Consider the following 20087-nt stretch of genomic DNA (forward strand, 5'->3'; position numbering starts at 1 on the left):
GTTGCAACTCCGCACAGTACTGACACGCACGACGCAGCGAAGAGGACAACATGATGACCAGCATCGGTCCGAAAGCTCAGGGCAAGAGCATCAAGCGCCCGGTATTGATCGGAAGTCTCTTACGGAAATGTTAGGTGCCGTTTGCGAGCAAGTATGCAGACACTAACGACATGAGTACGAAGAAGGCGAAAAAGTAGTTGAGTGCGGCGATGAGGCAGATGGCGAAACTCTTGAGGTCGGAAGCCTTGCTGCTTCGGGAGAAGTAGACGGCTGTAATGATTGAAGCCGTGATGGCAGCAAAAAGAATACTTGGTGCATAAGGCAGCCAAGCGGAAAAACTCTCGCCCGCCATTGTGACTTTTGGGCCGACGAACGAAGATGCCCAGGCCCATATACTCGCAAGGTCAGTGAAGTGAGCGAAGCTGACACAAGTGCCGCAGCCACGCTGCTTAGAAAAATCCAAATGGCGAGAATCTTACGAGTCATGGCACCTAACGCTGGAGTTAAGCGGCGGCGAAGCCGTCCGCCTTGAACGATGTGTTAGAACCCATGTACCTATAGTACGTGGATGTCGTGGAGGACAACTGCGAAACCATTGGGACGTTTGAGAAACTCGAACTGGGCAGTAAGGTCCGACCACTGACCATTGAGCGGAAGATCATGAACGTAAGCGTAGCCAGAACGATCGGCTAGTGCGGTGAGACTTGCATGTTGCTGGCCTGAAGCAGAAGACGGCGATGTAACAACAGGCAATATGCTGTTGCCGCCATAGGACCTGAGCGCTGAGGAAAGGTGCTCCGGCTCCCACTTGATGCCGTAGGAATTGGACTCGTCGATTAGAGCCATAGCCTCGGCCGCTTGCCCTTGAGCGAGCAACGCGAACCAGCGAAAGACGAGCTCCCGAAAGGCCGCTTCTGGGTTGATTGGATGACCGTAGAGCATCGCAATGGGTTCTAACGCTGGAGTTAAGCGGCGGCGAAGCCGTCCGCCTTGAACGAAATGTTAGACCTCAGCCGCATACACATCGCTGCTGACAAGGCCATTGATGAACGACTGAAAATTGCTAGCTAAGAATGTGACCTGAAGAGGAGAGCATTCGGTTTCTACGTGAACGACACGAGGCTCGCCAGAAGCACCACAGAGAGAATAGTCGAGCATGACAGCGTCATGGCCCGCTGACGGACACTCGCCTATAACGATACCAATATTTGGGTAGCCCCATTCTTGAATCATAGGTATGGAGCCAAGACTCGCTGAGTCGATGCCCCATTCACCGCCGACACCACGGATGCCGGAAAGCGCAATGTGGTCTTTAGCCCACAAAGTTGGTGTGGTTGTTGGAAAGCAATCTCGAATGGGAGTGCCTCCGTTGCGAGATTGAAGCAGAGCAATGTACGACGCCGGCAACTTATAACCGAGAAGGGCCTCAGCCTCTTGCACCATGCCGTCCCGCAAGGGCGGCCCGGTGAAGTATTTGCTGTTGGTCCAGAATTCGTCCATGTCTGTTCTGAGGTCTAACGCCTAAGCTAAGCGGCCTGCGCGGCCGCGGTGTGTGATCGCGCGAGCAGCTTACTCCGCCGGTCCGCTTGAGCGCATAGTTAGGCCACTTCACCGTGACCACTACCGCTTGCTCTTTTCGAGGTACTCCATGCACTGGCTGCCAAACGGATGGCTCATGATGCCGCGCCTGACATGAAGCAAGAAGGTCTTGGCCTCCTCGGGTGATCTCCTCACCTGCGCGTGGTTCTGCCACATGAAGGCGAAATGCAGAGCAAACGGAGACTTTTGATAGTAGTGGATTAGAACTACGGGCGGATGGAGGTCAGGCACCCATGCTTCAATCAAGAGAACATCGCGCTTTTTCCCATCGCCAGGGTCTATGAGACCTTCGCGACCGGAGCTCCAACCATCTGGCCCCAATGCGCGATCCTCACATGCCTTAACGGCCAAACCGACTGCTTGCTCTTGCGTTTGTGCCGGATAAGGAATTGGACGAGGCGTTTCCTTGCTCCAATGCACAACGAACGGAACCATCAGTTCGTTGTCAGCCATCACGTGCTGCAAGTTGACGGCCTGGCAAAATGCGTACCCTGTGTATAAGGCAAGTGCATCGACGTTCAACTGTACTCTCCCATTGTGGCCTAACGCTGGAGTTAAGCGGCGCCGGAGGCGTCCGCCTTGAACGATTGGTTAGGCCCCAGCATTACGATTTGGAGCGTCCGCCCTGTGCGAAGATACCAAGTAAAAATATGGGCGCAGTTAGCGCCGCCATGAGAACGCTCTCGATCTCGTTTTGTAGCCGGGGGCCCGGCTCACCGAGCTCCGAGATGCCAGGATCAGACCCGACGTAATAGACCAGCACTGAAGTGCCGACCTCTAGCGATCCAAATTTCGGGTTGCCGGAGCCGACTGTCCCGACCCCTTTGTATGTGTTACCGGCTACCTGATAGGAGTAGCGCACGCCCTGGTGATCTTCGGGTTCTAGAGCTATGACTGTTCCAGAAGTCTTGATGCCTTGGGAGTCGAGCGCGTAATAGCGATGCAGATTTTGTGATCCAAGAAGGCTGCCGATCGCGAGTGCCAATACGATCCAGAGGCCAACATACATAAGCGCCTTGTGTTTGGAATTGTTGACGACGGTTGAGGACATAGACTGACCTGCCAATCTGGCCTAACGCTGGAGTTAAGCGGCGGCGTAGCCGTCCGCCTTGAACGAAATGTTAGACGCCAGCGCGCTGCGCCAGCCCTTTGCGGACACGATAGCGCCGCTTTGAATGCCCGGCAATGCCGCGAAAGTTGTGGCCTGCACTTTCTAGTGCCTGCATGGATATTGCAGTTGCAGATCCTTGACAGCGCTCTTGATGCCATACCTCTCAGCGGTTTCTGCGTCGATGCAAAGGCCGTTACGCGGAATGCCAGACCAACCAAGGGTCGCCTTACCGTTGATGCTCTTGACCAAAAGATAGTAGTTCGATCCTTGGATGGGTTCTGGCGTTCTCCAAGTTAGAGTGATAAGCCGGTTCGGCAGTGTGCCGATCAAAATCCTTGAGACCTTAAAGGTAAGCCGATAGGTCCCGTCAACGGTGACATGATTTGTGGGGACACTAACGTCTTGCACATGCACCAATCGTGCAGCGACAAGCGCAACTTCAGATGGAGCTGCATACGTTACGGGAGCTACCACACTCAGAACCAACACTAGAATTGCGGCAGTCTTGAACAACATGATCACCAATTTCTGTAGATACACGAGACAATTCGTGTGAGGTCTAACGCTAGAGTTGAGCGGCGGCGAAGCCGCCTTGAACGAATTGTTAGGCCGCCTTTAGTACGGAGCATTCCTAACAACGATATGGCTTGCAGACGCGATGCAGACGAATTGCATGTGCATGGGCTTTTGCTCGCTGAGTGGTCGCACAACTATGTCTGCGTAAAGCACGTTGCCGGGGCTAATAACGCGAGCAACATTAACAGGCAAGTCGCACGTAGCCCAGTCAGGAAAACCTAGATACCGCTTTGTGCCTACAGGCCAGATCCAAACTGAAATCGTATCGGCGCCGATCTGCAAACGTGCGTGTATGGATTTGCAAGGGCTGACGAATCTAGAGGCAGAAGATGCACACACATCTTTCGCCGGAATGTTGCCGCCTTGTGCAGCCCAACAGGCACCGCTAGGGCCCGAAAGAAACAAGCCCGCTGAAATTTGAAGGCATAGCGCAAAGGAGCGCGGTTTCATCATTGAGGCCTAACTACTGAATAGACGGACCCACGGGTCCGGTTATACATCCCTGATCCCCAGCCAAAGATTCGGCGTAAGGCTCTGATTCAACGCGAGCTTATCTGTGCTGGGTCCGGCTAACAACCAGACGTATAACCGGACCCAGTGGACTGGTTCTATCACCTAAGCTCATCCCATTTCGACCACATGGAGCGACCGTCATGGTGTGAACTTCCCGCAACACCTCCCCCCGCCCTACGCCTTATGAATCAGATCTCCACGATCTGCCGGCGGCGACACCTGAGTCAGCGCACCGAGGAGGCTTATCGCTTCTGGATTCGGCGATACATCCTGTTCCACTGCAAGCAGCACCCTCGCGACATCGGGCCGGCCGCGTCATCGTGTTTGTGAACTACTCGGCGGGCGAGTTGCACGAGGAGTCCGCACACAAATGGTCAGGTGCCAGATGTGATCAGCTCAACATCCGGAACCCACAGTTGCGACCATCGTGCGACCTTTTCACCCGGAGCCAGCAATTGCGGCGAAGACGGGGCCGCACTCCCAAAGCCCGTCGGCCCCTCCAGGGATCGTGCATTGACGGCTCCGTAGATGCGCGCATTTTGCTCAAAGACGACTGCAACCAGCACGCCGCATCGATCGCAGAGCAGGAATTCGGCAGTATTTGATCCCTGCCTGTACCGGCGCAGTGCACCTGGGCTCCGCATGATTACAGACAGTTGCCCGGCCGGATCTGAAACGTAGGCGGCACCGTGCTTTTGGCAGAACGAGCAATCGCAGGCCCGAGGGACAATGCTTGCCGGGTCCAGCGCGGTCGAAAAGGTTACGTGAAGCTGACCGCAGTGACAGCCGCCACGAAACACAAATGCATTATTCAATGACGGCATCGTTGCACCTGGAACCTGACGTTTGAGACAAGCCTCCCGCAGATGGCGCAGCCAGGAGCGATGCGTCTTGACCGACGGTTAGACCGAAGATTTTTGCTGAGGCCGATTGCCCTGGTCATTGGCCGGCAGGCGGCTGCCAAAGTTCCACCTTGTTTCCTTCCGGATCGATGACCCAGGCAAACTTCCCGTACTCGGAATCGTCAATCTTCTCGAGAACGTTGCAGCCTTCTTCGCGCAAGACTTTAACCAGGGCGTGCAGATCCTCCACCCGGTAATTGACCATGAACGTTGCAGTGCTGGGTGCAAACTGGTCACCTTGCGCCGAACCAATCGACCAGACGGTTGTTCCGGCAACCGGCTTGCCTTCATCGTCGGTCCAGGTGAAAGCTGTGCCACCCCATCCTTGGACATCGATTCCAAGGTGCTGCTTGTACCAGGCCTGTAGTGCTGGAGCGTCTTTGGCTTTGAAGAAGATGCCGCCAATGCCAGTGACTCGCTTCATGGAACCTCCGATGGACGTGTGGTGATGAGGGAGAGTGCGTTTTCTGCGGCCTGACACTGGAGTCAACCGGACCCAGCAGACTGGCCCTATCGCGTAATTTTGTCCCATTTCGTCCACAAGGAGCGACTGTCGTGTGTAGAACGGCCTAGCCTACTTTAACTAGCAGGCTTCTTCGATTTGCGCTCTGAAGCCGACCTCACTCCGAAAACAGCTCGCTTTTTCGTCAATGCAAAGGATGCGTCGAGCACCAGATCCGGCAGAAAATGCCGGCCCTGTTGACGCACGCTCAACAGGCCATGACAGCTTTTGTTGTTGCGGCGCTTTGGCCTAGGATGCCGGTCGACATTTCCGTCAGGGGGGATCGGCAATGCAAAAGCATGGCTTTCGTCTGATCGGGTTGCTTCTGCTTCTGGGCCTGTCGTTGACACCAATGCATGCATTGGTGGCCGGGGAAGCTGGCAAGGACTGCCCATTCGTCGGTTCGCTGGACAGCTTCGCGCCGTCGCGTGATCTGGACTGGGTCCCCTACACGCAGCTGGATTTCAGGACCGCCGACGGCAAGGTCACCAAGTTCGGCAAGCTCTGCTATCAGCAATACGACCTCAAGCCCGGCCAGCAGAAAATGAGCGGGCTCGAGATCATGTCGAACTACGCGCAGGCGATGGCAGCCGCCGGCGCCCAGATCACCAACACCAAGCGCGCCGACGACGACGATATCTATGCGACGCTGACCAAGGACGGTGCGGAATACTGGTTCTATATCTGGGAAGGCAATGGCGATGTTGTCGGCGTGAAAGTGCTGCAGATCGCGCCGTTCAAGTATTCGATGCTCCCACCGAGCGGCAACGACTATGCACCGCTCGGCCATATGCCGCATTCGGTTGCCAGGGCTCCCTACAAATCGAACTACGAAGAAGTGGCGTTCCGCGTGCAATCAGGCAATTCGACCCAGGTCGTCAAGGTCCGTGGCACCCACTACAAGGTGGTCTACGATTTTTCGAACTATCGGAAGGGCCCTTACACGAGCTACCTCGAAGTCCAGCAGAACTATCGCGCAGCGCTCAAGGACATGGGCGCCGACATTCTCTTCGCCGCTCCTGACGACGACCCGCACACGGTCGCTCGCTTCGACAACAAGGGCACGACGGTGTGGATGGATATCGACAGCAATGGCGCCGCCGGGGTCATCGCATCGGTCACCGTCGATGTGATCGAGGAAAAGCCCTTGCAGATGACGATCAAGCCGCCGCAGGCCGGCGAGATGAAGACCGCGCTCGACCACGACGGCAAGATCATTCTCTATGTCAACTTCGACTTCAACAAGGCCACGTTGAAGCCCGATGCACAGCCGGTGATCGCACAGGTGGCGGCGCTGCTGAAGGCCAATCCGGACCTCAAGTTCTCCGTCGAAGGTCATACCGACAACATCGGCCAGCATGACTACAACCTGAAATTGTCAAAGGACCGCGCGGCCGCGGTGGTCGCAGCGCTGGTGGCTCAGTCGATCGATGCCAGCCGCCTTAGCTCGACAGGTTACGGTCCCGACAAACCGATTGCTCCGAATGATACGGAGGAAGGGCGCGCCAAGAACCGACGGGTGGAGTTGGTCAAGAAATAAGTGTTTCTGTTGTTACGCCACTCATCAGCCCTACCCAGACAGCGCATCAATAAGGGGGCAGAGACATTTCTAGTCGTGAGAAATGTCTCTAGCGCTCCAAAGAACGCTCACGCTTACTGACAGCCAGATCACACTTCCAACCGGTCATCCGGCCTCGCCACCAGCGCATACAGCACCGGCATCAGGAAGATGCTGATCAGCAGTCGCGTGAACAGGCCGCTGACGATGACCAGGGCGAACGGTTTCTGGGTATCCGTGCCGACGCCGGTGGCCAGTGCTGCGGGCAGCAGGCCGAGTGCGGCCACCAGTGCAGTCATCATGATCGGGCGCAGGCGCAGGATCGCGCCTTCGCGGATGGCCTCGTTGAGGGTGGTGCCACCGCGGCGCAGTTCGTTGACGTAGGAGATGTAGACGACAGCCGTCTGTACCGAGACACCGAACAGGGCCAGGAAGCCGATGCCGGAGGACACCGAGAACGGTGTGCCGGTAAGCCACAGCGCCACGATGCCACCTACCGGCGCCGACAGCAGCACGCCGATCACGGTGATGAACGGGAACTTGAAGTTGCTGTAGAGGGTGAACAGCAGCAGGAAGATCAGCGCCAGGGTCAGCGGCAGGATGACATTTAGCTGCGCGCGCGACGCCGTGTACTCCGTGTATTCGCCGCCCCAGTCCAGGTGATAGCCCTGCGGCAGGCTGACCTTCTGGTTGACCTGTGCGATGGCATCTTCCACCGCGCCGGCCAGATCGCGCCCTTCCACCGAGAACTGCACGCCGATGTAGCGTGAATTGAACTGGCGATAGATGAACGAGGCGCCGTTGGTCACCTGGATGTCGGCAAATTCCTTGAGCGGAAGCTGCTGGCCGCCGGACGTGGCTACCAGGATGTTGCCGATTTCCTCGGGGTTGTCTCGATACTGGTGGTCGAGGCGCACGACGAGGTCGAACTGCTTCTCGCCCTGCATCACCTCGGTGGCCACATCGCCACCGATCGCGGTGGTGATCAGGCCATTGATGTCATCGACATTCAAACCGTAGCGGGCGATCTTCGCGCGATCGATCTTGATGGCCAGGCTGGGTTGGCCGAGTTCCTGCACCAGGGTCACGTCATGGATGCCGCGTACCTGCTCCAGGATTTTCTTGATCGATTTGCCCTTCTGTTCGAGCGTGTTCAGGTCGGAGCCGAAGACCTTGACCGCCAGCGCGCTCTTCAGACCGGTCTCCGCCTCGTCCACCGCATCCTCGGCCGGCTGGGTGTAGTTGAAGGTGATGCCGGGGAAGGCCACCAGCTTCTTGTTGATCGCCTCGATCAGCGCAGCCTTGGTGTGGTAGTCGCCGTTCCACGCCGAATAGGGTTTGAGGCCCACGTAGAACTCGACGTTGAAGAAACCGGTCGAATCCGTGCCGTCGTCAGGCCGACCCAGTTCCGAGGCAACCGTGGTGACTTCGGGGAAGGTGCGCAGGATGTCGCGCACCTTGGGCGTGATCCTGGCCGACTCGTCGAACGAGATGGTATAGGGCATGGTTGCACGCACCCACAGCGCGCCCTCGTCCAGTTGAGGCATGAACTCCGCACCGATGCGCGGTATCAGCATCAGCGAAACCACCAGCACGATGGCCGAGGCAATCGTGGTGCCCCACGGGCGCGCGAGGCAGAAATCGAGGCCCTTGATGTAAGCCGACTTGATCGCCTCAAAGGCGCGATTGCGCCGCTCCTTAACACCCTTGCGCATGAACCACGCACACAGCACCGGCAGCAGGGTCAGCGTGACGATCAGCGAACCGACCAGGGCGAACACCATGGTGTCGGCCATCGGTTTGAACAGCGTGCCGGAAGGTCCGGACAGCACATAGATCGGCAGGAAGCTGACCACGATCACTGCGACCGCGTAGAACAGCGGGCGATCCACTTCGGCCGCCGCGTCCTTGATGATCTCTCTGACGCTGAGCGGTGTTCCCTTGCGCTCGGCGATCTGGCGGAAGATGTTTTCCACCATCACCACCGCGCCATCCACCAGGATGCCGAAATCTATCGCGCCGATGGAGAGCAGATTGGCTGACGCGTTCTGCAGATCGAGACAGATGAACGCAAACAGCAGCGCCAGCGGAATGGTGGTGGCGACGATCAGTCCTGCACGGACATCGTAGAGAAAGAAGATGAGGATCACGACGACCAGAAGCATGCCGCGCAGCAGGTTGTCCTCCACCACCTTCGTGGTCAGCGCGATCAGGTCGGTGCGGTCGTAGAACGGCACGACCTTGATGTCCTTGGGCAGGATCTGGTCGTTGAGCTCCTTGGTCTTCGCTTCGACCCGCTTCAGCACGTCCTGGGTCTTCTCACCCGTGCGCAGCAGGATCACGCCCTCCACTGCGTCGTCCTGTTTCTCGAAACCGAACTCGCCCAGACGCGGAGCGATGCCGATGACTACACGGCCGACATCCTTCAGCAGCACCGGGGTGCCGTTGTGCACCGCCAGCACCACGTTGCCGATATCCTCCACCGTGCTCAGGCGTCCTTCGCCGCGCACGTAATAGAACTGGCTGCCCTGCGTATAGAACCCGCCGCCTGCGTTGCTGTTGTTGGCCGTCAGCGCGGCCTCCACTTGCACCGCCGACAGACCGACGCCGGCAATTTTCGCGGGATCGAGCAGCACCTGGTACTGCATGGTGCCGCCGCCGAAGCCCGAGTCGTCCGCCACGCCTGGCACGGATCTGAACTGCGGCTCGATGATCCAGTCCTCGAAGGTCTTCAGCTCCATCGGCGAGCGGTCGGAGCTTTGCAGCACGTAGCGGTAGATCAGCCCCGACGGCGCCGACAGCGGCGATACCGAAGGAGTCACGCCCGCCGGCAGGCTCAGGCTGGGCAAGCGGTTGAAGACTTCCTGTCGGGTGGGCAGATCGCCGGCGCCGTTGTTGAACGTGATGATGACGTCGGACAGGCCATACAGGGAGATCGAGCGGACATTCGCCGAATTCGGGATGCCGGTCATGCCGAGCTCGACCGGCACGGTGATCAGCCGCTCCACTTCCTCGGCGGCGTGGCCGGGCCATTGCGTGACGATCTCGACGATGGGCGGCGAAAGATCCGGATAGGCATCCACCGGCAGGCGCTGCAGCGAGCGCGCTCCGGATCCGACCAGCAGCAGCGTCATCAGGATGACGAGAATGGGCTGCCCCAGCGAGGCGCCCACCAGCCGATTCATGAACGACGCCGTCCGCGACGGCGATGGAGACTGTTGGTCGCTCATTGATTTTGCATGAACTGGATGAAGAGGCCGCCATTGACGACGACCTGGTCGCCCGCCTTGAGACCGTCGGGAATATCGTATTGATCGCCGACGCGATGACCCAGGGTCACATGCTGGCGCGCGAAACTGCCATCGGGCTGCACGGCATAGACAAACGGCAGGTTCTCGTCGTCGCGCAGGATCGCCGAAACCGGAATCAGCGTTCCGCTGCTTGGCTGGCCTGAATGAATCTGCACGCGCACATACATCTGCTTCTTCAACAGGCCTTTCGGATTGGCGACGACCACTCGCGCGACCACCGCACGGGTGTCGGGATCGACCAGGGCCGAGATGTTGTCCACGGTGCCGGAAATCTTGTTGCCGGCAATGCCGGTCTCCACGTCGGCCGTGTCGCCGACGCTGACCGAGGCAAGGTCGGCACCGGAAATCTGCGCCATGACCCAGACGCGCGAAAGATCGGCCACGGTGAAGCATGGCGTGGTGCCTGCCTGCAGCAGCAGCCCAGGCGTGATCAGCTTCTCCACCACGATGCCCGAGATCGGCGAGCGGATCATGCCCTCCACGACGTGCGAAACAGGCCGGCCGGCCTGGATGTCCTTGATCGTGCGCGGATCGACATTCAACGAAACCAGTGCCTGCAGCGCTGCATCGCGATCGGCTTCGGCGCTGGCCGCGTCGGTCTGCGCCTGCTCATATTCGCGCTGGGAAACGCCGTTGTGCTGGACAAGATCCTTGTCCGCATCGGCAAGCCGGCGGCTGTTGGTCGCGGTAACGAGCGCCTTGCTGTACGTGCTGATGGCTACCGCAAAGTCGGGCGAATCCACCACCGCCAGCGGGTCACCCTTCTTCACCTTGTCGCCCGGCGAAACCAGCAGCCGCGACACCGGACCGGAAATGGGCGCCAGCACGCTGGTAGCCTGATCGTTGTCGAAGTCCACCGCACCGATGGCTTGCACCGTCTGGTGGAACTGCGACGCAGCGACAGTGTAAAGCTGGATGTGCTGCCGCTGGTCTGCTGTCAGCGTCACGTTGCTGACCGTCGTGGCGGCGGTTTGCGCGCTGCTGTCGGTCTTGTTGTCGTTCCTGGATGAACAGCCGGCGGACGACAGCATGACGGCGATCAGCATGCAGGCGACGCCGTGCGGAAATCTGCCCGGGCGTGTCGTGGCCGGCATTCCGTAAAGTGATTTATTTTTCATCTTTGCCCTGGGTCGAATCCGTCCGGGTTGAATCACCCCGGCTTGAATCTGCATGGTTTGAATCCGTCTGGTTCAAGTCCGCGCGATGCCACCAGCCGCCGCCAAGCGCCTGGAACAGCGCCGCCGTGTCGGCATAGCGATTGGACTGGGCTTGCACCAGGTTGATCCTGGCCTGCTGATCGGCCTGCTCTGCGCTCAACAGCGAGAGATAATTGGCATAGCCGTCCTTCCACTGCCGCTGCGACAGATCGAGCGTGACCTTGGCGGCATCTGCCGCGGCCGCAGCCGCTTTCAGACCTTCGGCATCCTGTTCGAGCGCAGTCAAGGTGTCGGCGACATTCTGGAAGGCCGTCAGCACCGTGCTGCGATATTGCTCGGCCGCCTCGACATAAGCCGCCTTCGCGGCGCGCTCCTGGTGCAGCAGCGTCCCGCCCTGGAAAATCGGGGCAGCCAGATCCGCGCCCAGACCCCAGAAGCCGGTGCCCGACTTGAACACCTGGCCAATCGCCAGCGCCGTACTGCCGGCATTTGCGGTCAACGTGATATTCGGCAAACGGTTCGCGATGGCGATGCCGATCTGGGCACTCGCGGCATGCATATTGGCTTCGGCCTGAAGCACATCCGGACGCTGCGCCACCAACTCCGACGGAAGGCTCACCGGCAGATCCTGCGGCAATTGCAGGCTCGCAAGTTCGAATTTTTCAGCCGGCGCCTGGTTCGGAAACCGGCCGGCCAGTACGGCCAGAAGATCATGCTGCTGGGCCAGTTGCCGGAGCAGCGGCGGCAGCGTGGCGTTGACCTGCGCGAGCTGCGACTCCTGCGCGGCCACATCCAGCCGGCTGGCATAACCCTTGGCGAACTGGTAGCGCAGGATCTGCAGCATCTTGCTGTTGATGTCGACCAGCTGACGTGTCGCATCCACCTGCGACTGCAGTGCCGCCTCCTGCACCGCGGCAGCCACCACATTGGTGCTCAAGGTGATCTGCGTCGCGATCATCTGGTAGCGGACAGCCTGCGCCTGTGCCTTTACGGACTCCATGGTCCGGCGGTTCAGACCGAAAACATCCGGCACATATGAAACGCTGACCTGCGGAGTGAACACGTTGTACAGGAGGGCATTCGAGCTGGGCGTCGGCGAAATGGTCCCCGGCGTCTTCTGGCGGCTGGCCGAAAAATCGGCCGAAACATTGGGGTAGTAGCTGCCACGTTGCGCCAGGACATTTTCCCTGGCCACGGACAAGGCTGCCTGCGCAGCCTTCAGGTCGGGATTGTTCTTGAGCGACTGTTCGATCAGTGCATTCAGCTGACTGGAATGAAACAGGGTCCACCAGTCTCCGGGAATATCGCTGCCGCTGGCAAAGCGCTGGGCTTCTCCACCGACGACATCCTTGCTGGCAACCGTTGTTGCAAGTGGATGTGCGGTGTAACCGTTGACATCCGGCGCAGCCGGTCGCTTGAAGTCGGGACCCACGGCGCAACCGGCAATCAGCAACGAGACCAGGGCCGCGAGGAAATGCAGCGCGTGCGATCGTGTCGCGTTGGCAAGGAATGCGGCATTCCCTGTTATCTCACCTCTCATCAGCTTTGGCCCCGGCGAACACATTGGCCCACGTCTTGTTCATGCGAACGCATCTTCGAGAGAAATAATCAGGATGTAACGATATATCGTATCAAATATAAGCGGAAGCCATGCCGGAGGTCATGGATTAAAAGCAGGGTGTGCAGCAGTCAAAAGGCCGTAAATGGCCACACCGGATGGCGTTATTTACACCACCTGTAATTTCATGCGATCCGAGGGCAATGAAATTGTGGCGTCTGGCGCTGAAAGCGCGAATTAATCGAATCTCGCGGATAACCCGACCTGCCCCGATAGCGCATTCGTGGCGCAACGTTGCTGATGAGCCGGGCCAAGCGTCACCACCACCGTGTCATCGACCAGATACAGGCTGTAAAACCTTGTGGTGCGTGCCGCGGGCATCTGGCAGCTTCTTGCCAACAGCCCGGGCGCACGCTGCAAGTCTGTGGCACTGGGTTCGAAACCCATGTCGGTGAGATCCGGGAGGTAATACATGAGAAACATGTGGCTATGAAACGCGTCGCCCACGGAAATATAGGGAATGATCAGCGTATGGACGAGCGGAAACTGCTCGGCAACATGCGCCGTGATCGGTGAATACCCGATGCCGCCTTCGAGCAGGAAGGAATCGATGGTGTGGCTCGCCTTCAGCTCGGCAAGATCCTCGGCAAGACCCGCAGCAATCCGGTCCTCGTAATTCTTCTGCTCTCCAAGGGCATTGCCATAAGCACTGGCAAAGACACACATGCCCAGTGCAAGCATGCAGGCCACCGACAAGGTCCATTTGCCCGACGACTGCCATTGCTGCAGGGCAGCCTGCATGACGATCAAGGCCGCCGCCAACAGTGCTCCGATCCCCATCAACACGCGTGGTTCGATTTCCGGCCTGAGCAGCAGCAGCATGGGGCCGAGGGCGCTGGCAAGCGCAGCCAGAGGCAGCAGCAGGCTGATGGCGAACAGGCCGGCACTGGCCCAGACCGGTTGCGTGCGCCGCACCCTGATCGCGTAACGGATGCCGATGGCCATCGGAAACAGTGCCAGCAGGATCAAGATGGGGGTGAAGAATCGCCACCACTGCTGACTGAAGCTGTGAGCAATAAACGCATAGAAGTCGACGATATTGGCCCTTATCACCGGAAGGTCATGCAATCCGTGGATCTTTTCGCCCTGCTGCTTCACCCAGCCATGGATGTGGATGCCAATCACGAGTTCATAGACAAGCATGGCCAGCCCCGCCTGCCATATCCGTGACAGGAATTGCAGCGCGAGCCGACGAGGTGGCTGGTCGTGCAACTGTGCCAGCGCGACATCCAGCAGAATGAAGATCAGGCAGGCATTGATGGCTGGTTGATAGAAGCTGAGGCTTGCAAAAAGCGACAGCACACCCAGCCACCAGCCTCGGCGGTTGTCCTTGAAGGCGAGCATGGGCAGCAGGGCGAGCAGCATCGCCACGCTCATGCTCAAGGCATCGAATTTGTAGGAAAGATTTTCCAGATAGAACGGCTGTGCACCGAGCGGAAATGCCACGAGTGCCGCCATCCAGGGTGAACGTATGGCATATCGACGTGCGATCAGCACACCAAGCCACGAGAATATCGCGATGGCTCCGATCTGCGTCAGTGGCGAAATGTCGACCATGGCGCGGTCATAGCCCTGCAGCAATCTCATCAGCAGGGTCGTCAGTGGTCGACCGTTGGAATCCCAGCCAGTACGGCCGATCAGCGCCCGTTTCAGGTCGTCATCGAAATAGCGATTCGCGCGCAGGATGGGAAACAGGATCAGAAAATAAAGCGCGAGCAGGATGACAAAAACGCTGTGGTCACTACGCACGGATTCCGGACTGGCGCTGACCGGGGCATCGCGTGAAATCGACAGGCTCACGTATCAAGGCTCCATGAACAAACGACGGTATCGATTGACGACTGCGTCTGCAGCCCCTGCTGGCCCATGCCGTAAATTTCACGGGGCGACTCTATGGCCATTCCCGGCAGCCTGCCAATGAATCCTGGCGACTGCGCGTTCACTTGCACAGAGTATGTTCAGGCTGGCTGAGTATCTGCTGACAGTGAGGGTTGTGCGACATCCACGGCGAACCGGCATCACCTAATACACCGAAAGTGATGACACACCACACCGCTTGTTCACCGCAGGTTGATTTGGCTCGCTCAAGACTCGGGCTTCCTGCAGGCAACGAGGAACTGTCCATGAAGAACATGCTCATCAAGAACAGGCCCATCAAGAACAGGATTGCTTCACTGACTTTCGCGCTCACGCTCGGCACGCTTTGCCTTGGTATCTCCAGCGCTGTCGTCGCGCAACAGGCCATGACCGAACCGCAGGTGCACAGCACGCTCACCGAGCAGGGTTACACCAAGGTACATGACCTCAAGTTTCGTGATGGCATGTGGTACGCACGCGCCCGCAGTGCCAACGGCAAAAGCGTGGATATCCACATCGATGCAAAGACCGGCCAGGTCTATCCGGACGAGCAGGTATCGCGACTGAGCGAACGCGATGTACGCGCCTCACTGGAAACCCAGGGCTATACGCATGTCCATGATGTGGACTACAAGGACGGCATGTGGACCGCCAAGGCTGAAAATCCGGCGGGCAATCACGTACGACTGAAAGTCGACGCCAGCAGTGGCAAGGTGGTTGGCACCGAATGAATCCACTGCACGGCATGGATGAACCCGGCACACATCAGCTGTGCCGGGTCATGACTGCGGTACCTTGCGGGTGGGCCAAAGGATGGGTAGACCGATGTCTGGTGGCTGACTAGTATCGGGTGTTCCCTCCCCCGCGACAGGTACCTCCGTGAAGCGACTGATGCTTTCCACCCTTGCCCTGGCCGTATCCTCGGCGCTGATGGCTGCCGCCGTGCCGACACCGGCGTTCGATCCCCACCGCCTGTCCGACGAAGTGAAGACCTTGTCCTCGGACGCCTTCGAGGGCCGCGGCCCGAACACGCCGGGCGAGACCAGGACCATCGACTACATGGTGGCGCAGATGAAGGCCGCCGGACTGCAGCCCGGTGGTGACCTCAAGGATGGCAAGCGCAGCTGGACGCAGGCGGTGCCGCTGCTGCGCACCGAGATCATCGGCACACCGACGCTGACACTGACGCTGAAGGGTAACAACCAGACGCTGACGCAAGGCAACGAGATTGCTGTGCGCGCCCCGATGGACGGCTCGACTGCGGTGGCGATCGTCGATGCGCCGCTGGTATTTGTCGGCTATGGCGTGAAGGCGCCGGAGCGCCACTGGGACGACTTCAAGGGCGTCGACCTGCACGGCAAGATCGCCGTGGTGCTGATCAACGATCCGGATTTCGAGACCGGCGTGGGCGACTTCGGTGGCAAGACGATGACCTACTACGGTCGCTGGACCTACAAGTACGAAGAGGCTGCGCGCCGGGGTGCGCTGGGCGTGCTGATCGTGCACGAGACCGCACCGGCCTCGTATGGCTGGGCCACAGTGAAGAATTCCAATACCAACACGATGTTCGACATCGTGCGCGACAAGCCGGCTGCCGTGCATCCGCAGCTGGAGGCATGGATCCAGCGCGACCTCGCGGTCAGCATGTTCAAGCAGGCCGGGCTCGATTTCGAGACGCTGAAGAAGCTGGCACAGACGCGCGATTTCAAGCCGGTGCTGCTGAAGGGCGAGAGCCTGTCGGCCAGCTTCAAGGTCGACAAGAGCGTGATCACCTCGCACAACATCGTCGGTCGCATCGAAGGCAGCAAGCACCCGGACCAGACGGTGATCTACAGCGCGCACTGGGATCATCTCGGGGTCGGCCAGCCCGACGCCAAGGGTGATCGCATCTACAACGGCGCGGTCGACAATGCCACCGGCACCGCGTCACTGATCGAGCTGGGCCGCGCATTTGCGCACGCACCACGGCCCGAGCGTTCGGTGGTGTTCCTCAATGTCACCGCCGAGGAGAAGGGTCTGCTCGGTTCGGAATACTACGCGGCGAACCCGCTGTATCCGCTGGCCAAGACGGCCGGCGTGCTCAACATGGATGCACTCGACCCGAATGGCCCGGCGCGCAACTTCACCATCTCCGGCAGCGCCAAGCTCGGTCTGCTGGACGACCTGATTGCCGACGCGAAGAAGTTCGACATGAGCTACACCGCCGACCCGAAGCCGGAAGCCGGGCATTTCTTCCGCTCCGATCACTTCTCGTTCGCCAAGCGCGGCGTACCGGCAATCTCGTTCGGCTCGGGCAACGACTGGGTCGATGGCGGACTGGCAGCGGGCAAGGCTGCCGAAGACGAATACGTTGCCAAGCACTATCACCAACCGTCCGACGAATGGCAGGCCAGCTGGCCGTTCACCGGCATGGCGCGCGACCTGCAACTGCTCTACACGGTAGGTAGCCAGCTCGCCAATTCCGACCAGTGGCCGGACTGGAGCAAGGATTCGGAATTCCGTGCCACGCGTGATGCAACAGCGGCAGAGCGTAAATAACGCATGATGTATTCACTGCTCGACGAGCAGTGACCAACACCGAGCTCTTGATGTGCTCCCTCCCCTGCTTGCAGGGGAGGGTTGGGGAGGGGTGGGCTTTTGATCTTTCGCAAGCTCGGACAACCCCCTCCCAGCCTCCCCCTGTATGCAGGGGGAGGAGCCAGAGCCTTGCTGCATCAGCAAGGGCTGCGCTGCATCAGGTTCAATGTTTACCGTAAGCCCATAGCAGAAACGGCGGCAACATCTGCTTCCACGCCGCCTGGTTGTGCCTGCCACCCTGCAGCAGGAACAGCGCGATATCCGTCCGGCGCGATGGGTGCCGTGCATAGTCAAGATTGACCGAGTAGCCCAGCTGTTTCAGGCCGCCCTCGTGAAAACCGTCAGCGCCGCGATATCCCTCGATGACATCCTGCACATCATTGACCGCATCGATGATGCCGTTGCCATCGCGATCACTGTTTTCTTCCGCGGTGCCGACCGCAAACCACATCTTCAGACCGGCGCGTTTGCCTCCGCGATCGACCATGCCCTGCACCAGTCGCGTGTGCTCGATTGCCGTCGCATTGCTGCGATCAGTCGCCAGCCAGAACGATGGCGAGAACGCACCGACCCGACCGAATACATCCGGATACTGCCAGCCAAGATTGAACGCATTCAGCGCACCGAGCGACCAGCCGAGCATCGCGCGATCGCGGACGGATCGGCGTGTGCGGTAGTGCGCATCGATATACGGCACCAGCTGCGTGGCAACCCAGGCGGAATACTCCTGCGCGCGGGTGCCGATCGGACCAATCGGCGAGCCGCCCACCAGGCTGCGTGATGTCGAGCGATCGGACAGTCCGTAGCCGCTGGCGCGGTCGGCCAGCATGTCGATCGCGACCACGATGACGGGCTGGATCGCATGCTGGCGATAAAGTTGCGCCAGTGTCGCCTGCAGCCCCACAGCGGCCATGTCCTGACCATCATTCGCGTACAGCACCGGATAGTGCCGGCCTGATGCGGCACTGCTGTCGTAGTCCTGTGGCAGGTACACCGCCACCTTGATCCGCTCCGGCGCGAAAGCTGTCGCATCGAGTTGCAGGCTAATCACGGCGCTGTTGGCATCGGCGACCGTCGTCACCGTGGCAGCTACAGCCCAGCCATTACCTGCGCAACACGCCAGCAGCCATGCGAGCAACAGACACGTACCCGACCTGCTTGCGCGCGACAAACGCATCAGTCCAGGCTGGCAAACCACACGCCATGGCCTGGCAGTTGCAACTGGCGGCCTTCCAGATGAGCCTGCAACAGACCATGACCATCCACCGCCACCGGCTTGCCGAGCGTGGCCGGCAGGGTCAGTTCGGCGGCGGCATCGGCAAGGTTGAACACCACCAGCAAGGTCTGTCCGGCAAAGCGGCGAATGAAGGCCAGCACCGGCTCGGCGGTATCCAGGAAATGGATGTCGCCCCAGCGCAGCGCCGGTTGCAACTGGCGCCAGTGCATGAAGGTGCGGAAGCCGTTCAACACAGAATGCGGATCGGCCTCCTGGTGCGCTACCGCCAGTGAACGATGCTCCCGCGGCACCGGCAACCAGGGCATGCCCCGACTGAAGCCGGCATGCGCATCGTCGCTCCACGGCATCGGCGTACGGCAACCGTCGCGTCCCTTGAACTGCGGCCAGAACGCAATGCCGTAGGGATCCTGCAGGGATTCAAAGGGCAGCTCCGCCTCGGTCAGACCAAGCTCCTCGCCCTGGTACACGCAGACCGAACCGCGCAGCGAGCAGACCATGGCGGTAAGCAGGTTGGGCAGTTGCCCGGAAGCCTGTCCCTTGCCCCAGCGTGTCAGCACACGTTCGACATCGTGGTTGGAGATCGCCCAGCACGGCCAGCCTTCGGTCATCTGCGCTTCCAGCGTCTGCACCGTGCCCCGGATGTGCGCAGCGCTGAAGTCGTCGGTCAACAGCTCGAAGCTGTAGCCCATGTGCAGGTGGCCATCGCGGGTGTATTCGGCCATTGTCGCCAGCGAATCCTCGGAGGAGATTTCACCCAGCGCGGCGACATCCGGATAGCGGTCCATCAAGGCACGCAGCTCGCCGAGAAACGCCAGGTTCTCCGGCTGCGTGTTGTTGTAGTAGTGGTACTGGAAAGCGTAGGGGTTGTCCGGGCTGAAGCCGCGACCCACGCGCTTCTCCTTCGGCTTCGGCGGGTTGTCGCGCAGCTGCTGATCGTGGAAACAGAAGTTGATCGCATCCAGACGTACCCCGTCCACACCCTTGTCCAGCCAGAAACGCACGCTGTCGAGAATCGCCGCGCGCACCTCGGCATCGTGGAAATTCAGATCCGGCTGCGAAGTCAGAAAATTGTGCAGGTAGTACTGGCCGCGGCGAGGTTCCCACTGCCAGGCCGAACCGCCGAACAGCGACAGCCAGTTGTTCGGCGCACTGCCGTCGGCGCGCGCGTCGGCCCACACATACCAGTCGGCCTTCGGGTTGTTGCGACTCTGCCGGCTTTCGAGGAACCACTCATGCTCGGCCGAGGTATGGCTGAGCACCTGATCGATCATCACCTTCAAACCCAGACCATGCGCCTTGCCGAGCAGGCGGTCGAAGTCGGCCAGCGTGCCGAACAGCGGGTCGACATTGCGGTAGTCGGCGATGTCGTAGCCGAAGTCGGCCATTGGCGACTTGAAGAAGGGAGCGATCCAGATCGCGTCGACCCCCAGGCTGGCCACGTAGTCGAGCCGCTCGATGATGCCCGGCAGATCGCCCACGCCGTCGCCGTCCGTGTCCTGAAAACTGCGTGGATAGATCTGATAGGTGACGGCGCCGCGCCACCAGGGTGCATCACTCATTCGCATGTCC

The 20087-nt window shown here is 59.7% G+C and carries 15 protein-coding genes; 3 read left to right on the top strand and 12 right to left on the bottom strand.

The annotated features are described in order from the left end of the window. Positions 1 to 130: 130 nt before the first annotated feature. From B0E51_RS17850 to B0E51_RS17885, 6 genes are all read right to left on the bottom strand, one after another. Positions 131 to 463 (bottom strand): hypothetical protein, encoded by a 333-nt coding sequence (locus tag B0E51_RS17850; RefSeq protein WP_143526004.1) that lies wholly within the window; start codon positions 461 to 463, stop codon positions 131 to 133. A 92-nt stretch (positions 464 to 555) separates the two neighbouring features. Next, positions 556 to 942, bottom strand: coding sequence for a hypothetical protein (locus B0E51_RS17855; protein ID WP_077446244.1), 387 nt, complete (start codon positions 940 to 942; stop codon positions 556 to 558). 60 nt (positions 943 to 1002) lie between these two features. Then, complete coding sequence (locus B0E51_RS17860; RefSeq protein ID WP_077446245.1) at positions 1003 to 1500, bottom strand: SMI1/KNR4 family protein; 498 nt, start codon at positions 1498 to 1500, stop codon at positions 1003 to 1005. A gap of 120 nt (positions 1501 to 1620) precedes the next feature. After that, positions 1621 to 2121 carry a hypothetical protein gene (locus B0E51_RS17865; protein ID WP_077446246.1) on the bottom strand — a complete coding sequence of 167 codons (501 nt, stop codon included), beginning with the start codon at positions 2119 to 2121 and terminating at the stop codon, positions 1621 to 1623. A gap of 82 nt (positions 2122 to 2203) precedes the next feature. Continuing rightward, positions 2204 to 2650 (bottom strand): DUF3592 domain-containing protein, encoded by a 447-nt coding sequence (locus B0E51_RS17870; RefSeq protein ID WP_143526005.1) that lies wholly within the window; start codon positions 2648 to 2650, stop codon positions 2204 to 2206. Positions 2651 to 4738: 2088 nt separating this feature from the next. Further along, positions 4739 to 5125 (bottom strand): VOC family protein, encoded by a 387-nt coding sequence (locus B0E51_RS17885; protein ID WP_077446250.1) that lies wholly within the window; start codon positions 5123 to 5125, stop codon positions 4739 to 4741. A gap of 367 nt (positions 5126 to 5492) precedes the next feature. Between B0E51_RS17885 and B0E51_RS17890 the strand changes: the two genes are divergently transcribed. Then, a complete protein-coding gene (locus B0E51_RS17890; RefSeq protein WP_077446251.1) occupies positions 5493 to 6743 on the top strand; it encodes an OmpA family protein in 1251 nt (416 codons plus the stop codon). Positions 6744 to 6871: 128 nt separating this feature from the next. On the opposite strand, the gene B0E51_RS17895 is transcribed toward B0E51_RS17890, so the two are convergent. The 4 genes from B0E51_RS17895 to B0E51_RS17910 all read right to left on the bottom strand — a co-directional run bounded on the left by B0E51_RS17895 (position 6872) and on the right by B0E51_RS17910 (position 14647). Then, positions 6872 to 9946 carry a CusA/CzcA family heavy metal efflux RND transporter gene (locus B0E51_RS17895; protein WP_143526007.1) on the bottom strand — a complete coding sequence of 1025 codons (3075 nt, stop codon included), beginning with the start codon at positions 9944 to 9946 and terminating at the stop codon, positions 6872 to 6874. A gap of 41 nt (positions 9947 to 9987) precedes the next feature. Beyond that, complete coding sequence (locus B0E51_RS17900) at positions 9988 to 11118, bottom strand: efflux RND transporter periplasmic adaptor subunit (RefSeq protein ID WP_254424570.1); 1131 nt, start codon at positions 11116 to 11118, stop codon at positions 9988 to 9990. 61 nt (positions 11119 to 11179) lie between these two features. Further along, complete coding sequence (locus B0E51_RS17905) at positions 11180 to 12769, bottom strand: efflux transporter outer membrane subunit (RefSeq protein WP_077446422.1); 1590 nt, start codon at positions 12767 to 12769, stop codon at positions 11180 to 11182. A gap of 255 nt (positions 12770 to 13024) precedes the next feature. Further along, on the bottom strand, positions 13025 to 14647 hold the full coding sequence (locus B0E51_RS17910) for a glucosyltransferase domain-containing protein (RefSeq protein ID WP_077446254.1): 1623 nt from the start codon (positions 14645 to 14647) through the stop codon (positions 13025 to 13027). A 323-nt stretch (positions 14648 to 14970) separates the two neighbouring features. Here B0E51_RS17910 and B0E51_RS17915 point away from each other — a divergent pair, with 323 nt between their 5' ends. Further along, entirely contained in the window at positions 14971 to 15435 is a 465-nt protein-coding gene (locus B0E51_RS17915; RefSeq protein WP_254424571.1) for a PepSY domain-containing protein, read from the top strand. 148 nt (positions 15436 to 15583) lie between these two features. Further along, entirely contained in the window at positions 15584 to 17242 is a 1659-nt protein-coding gene (locus B0E51_RS17920; RefSeq protein ID WP_077446255.1) for a M28 family metallopeptidase, read from the top strand. Between the two features lie 202 nt (positions 17243 to 17444). Here B0E51_RS17920 and B0E51_RS17925 read toward each other — a convergent pair whose 3' ends face one another. Then, positions 17445 to 18419, bottom strand: a complete 975-nt coding sequence (locus B0E51_RS17925; protein WP_254424572.1) for an alpha/beta hydrolase-fold protein — start codon at positions 18417 to 18419, stop codon at positions 17445 to 17447. A 38-nt stretch (positions 18420 to 18457) separates the two neighbouring features. Then, complete coding sequence (locus B0E51_RS17930) at positions 18458 to 20077, bottom strand: alpha-glucosidase family protein (protein WP_077446257.1); 1620 nt, start codon at positions 20075 to 20077, stop codon at positions 18458 to 18460. Between the last annotated feature and the right edge of the window lie 10 nt (positions 20078 to 20087).

The sequence above is a fragment of the Rhodanobacter sp. C05 genome, assembly GCF_002001165.1.
Classification (GTDB): Bacteria; Pseudomonadota; Gammaproteobacteria; order Xanthomonadales; family Rhodanobacteraceae; genus Rhodanobacter.

Coding starts and splice junctions, on each gene's coding strand:
- B0E51_RS17855 (WP_077446244.1), bottom strand. CDS start 942: ATGCTCTACGGTCATCCAATCAACCCAGAAGCGGCCTTTCGGGAGCTC.
- B0E51_RS17860 (WP_077446245.1), bottom strand. CDS start 1,500: ATGGACGAATTCTGGACCAACAGCAAATACTTCACCGGGCCGCCCTTG.
- B0E51_RS17870 (WP_143526005.1), bottom strand. CDS start 2,650: ATGTCCTCAACCGTCGTCAACAATTCCAAACACAAGGCGCTTATGTAT.
- B0E51_RS17885 (WP_077446250.1), bottom strand. CDS start 5,125: ATGAAGCGAGTCACTGGCATTGGCGGCATCTTCTTCAAAGCCAAAGAC.
- B0E51_RS17890 (WP_077446251.1), top strand. CDS start 5,493: ATGCAAAAGCATGGCTTTCGTCTGATCGGGTTGCTTCTGCTTCTGGGC.
- B0E51_RS17895 (WP_143526007.1), bottom strand. CDS start 9,946: ATGAATCGGCTGGTGGGCGCCTCGCTGGGGCAGCCCATTCTCGTCATC.
- B0E51_RS17900 (WP_254424570.1), bottom strand. CDS start 11,118: ATGCTGATCGCCGTCATGCTGTCGTCCGCCGGCTGTTCATCCAGGAAC.
- B0E51_RS17905 (WP_077446422.1), bottom strand. CDS start 12,769: ATGAGAGGTGAGATAACAGGGAATGCCGCATTCCTTGCCAACGCGACA.
- B0E51_RS17915 (WP_254424571.1), top strand. CDS start 14,971: ATGAAGAACATGCTCATCAAGAACAGGCCCATCAAGAACAGGATTGCT.
- B0E51_RS17930 (WP_077446257.1), bottom strand. CDS start 20,077: ATGAGTGATGCACCCTGGTGGCGCGGCGCCGTCACCTATCAGATCTAT.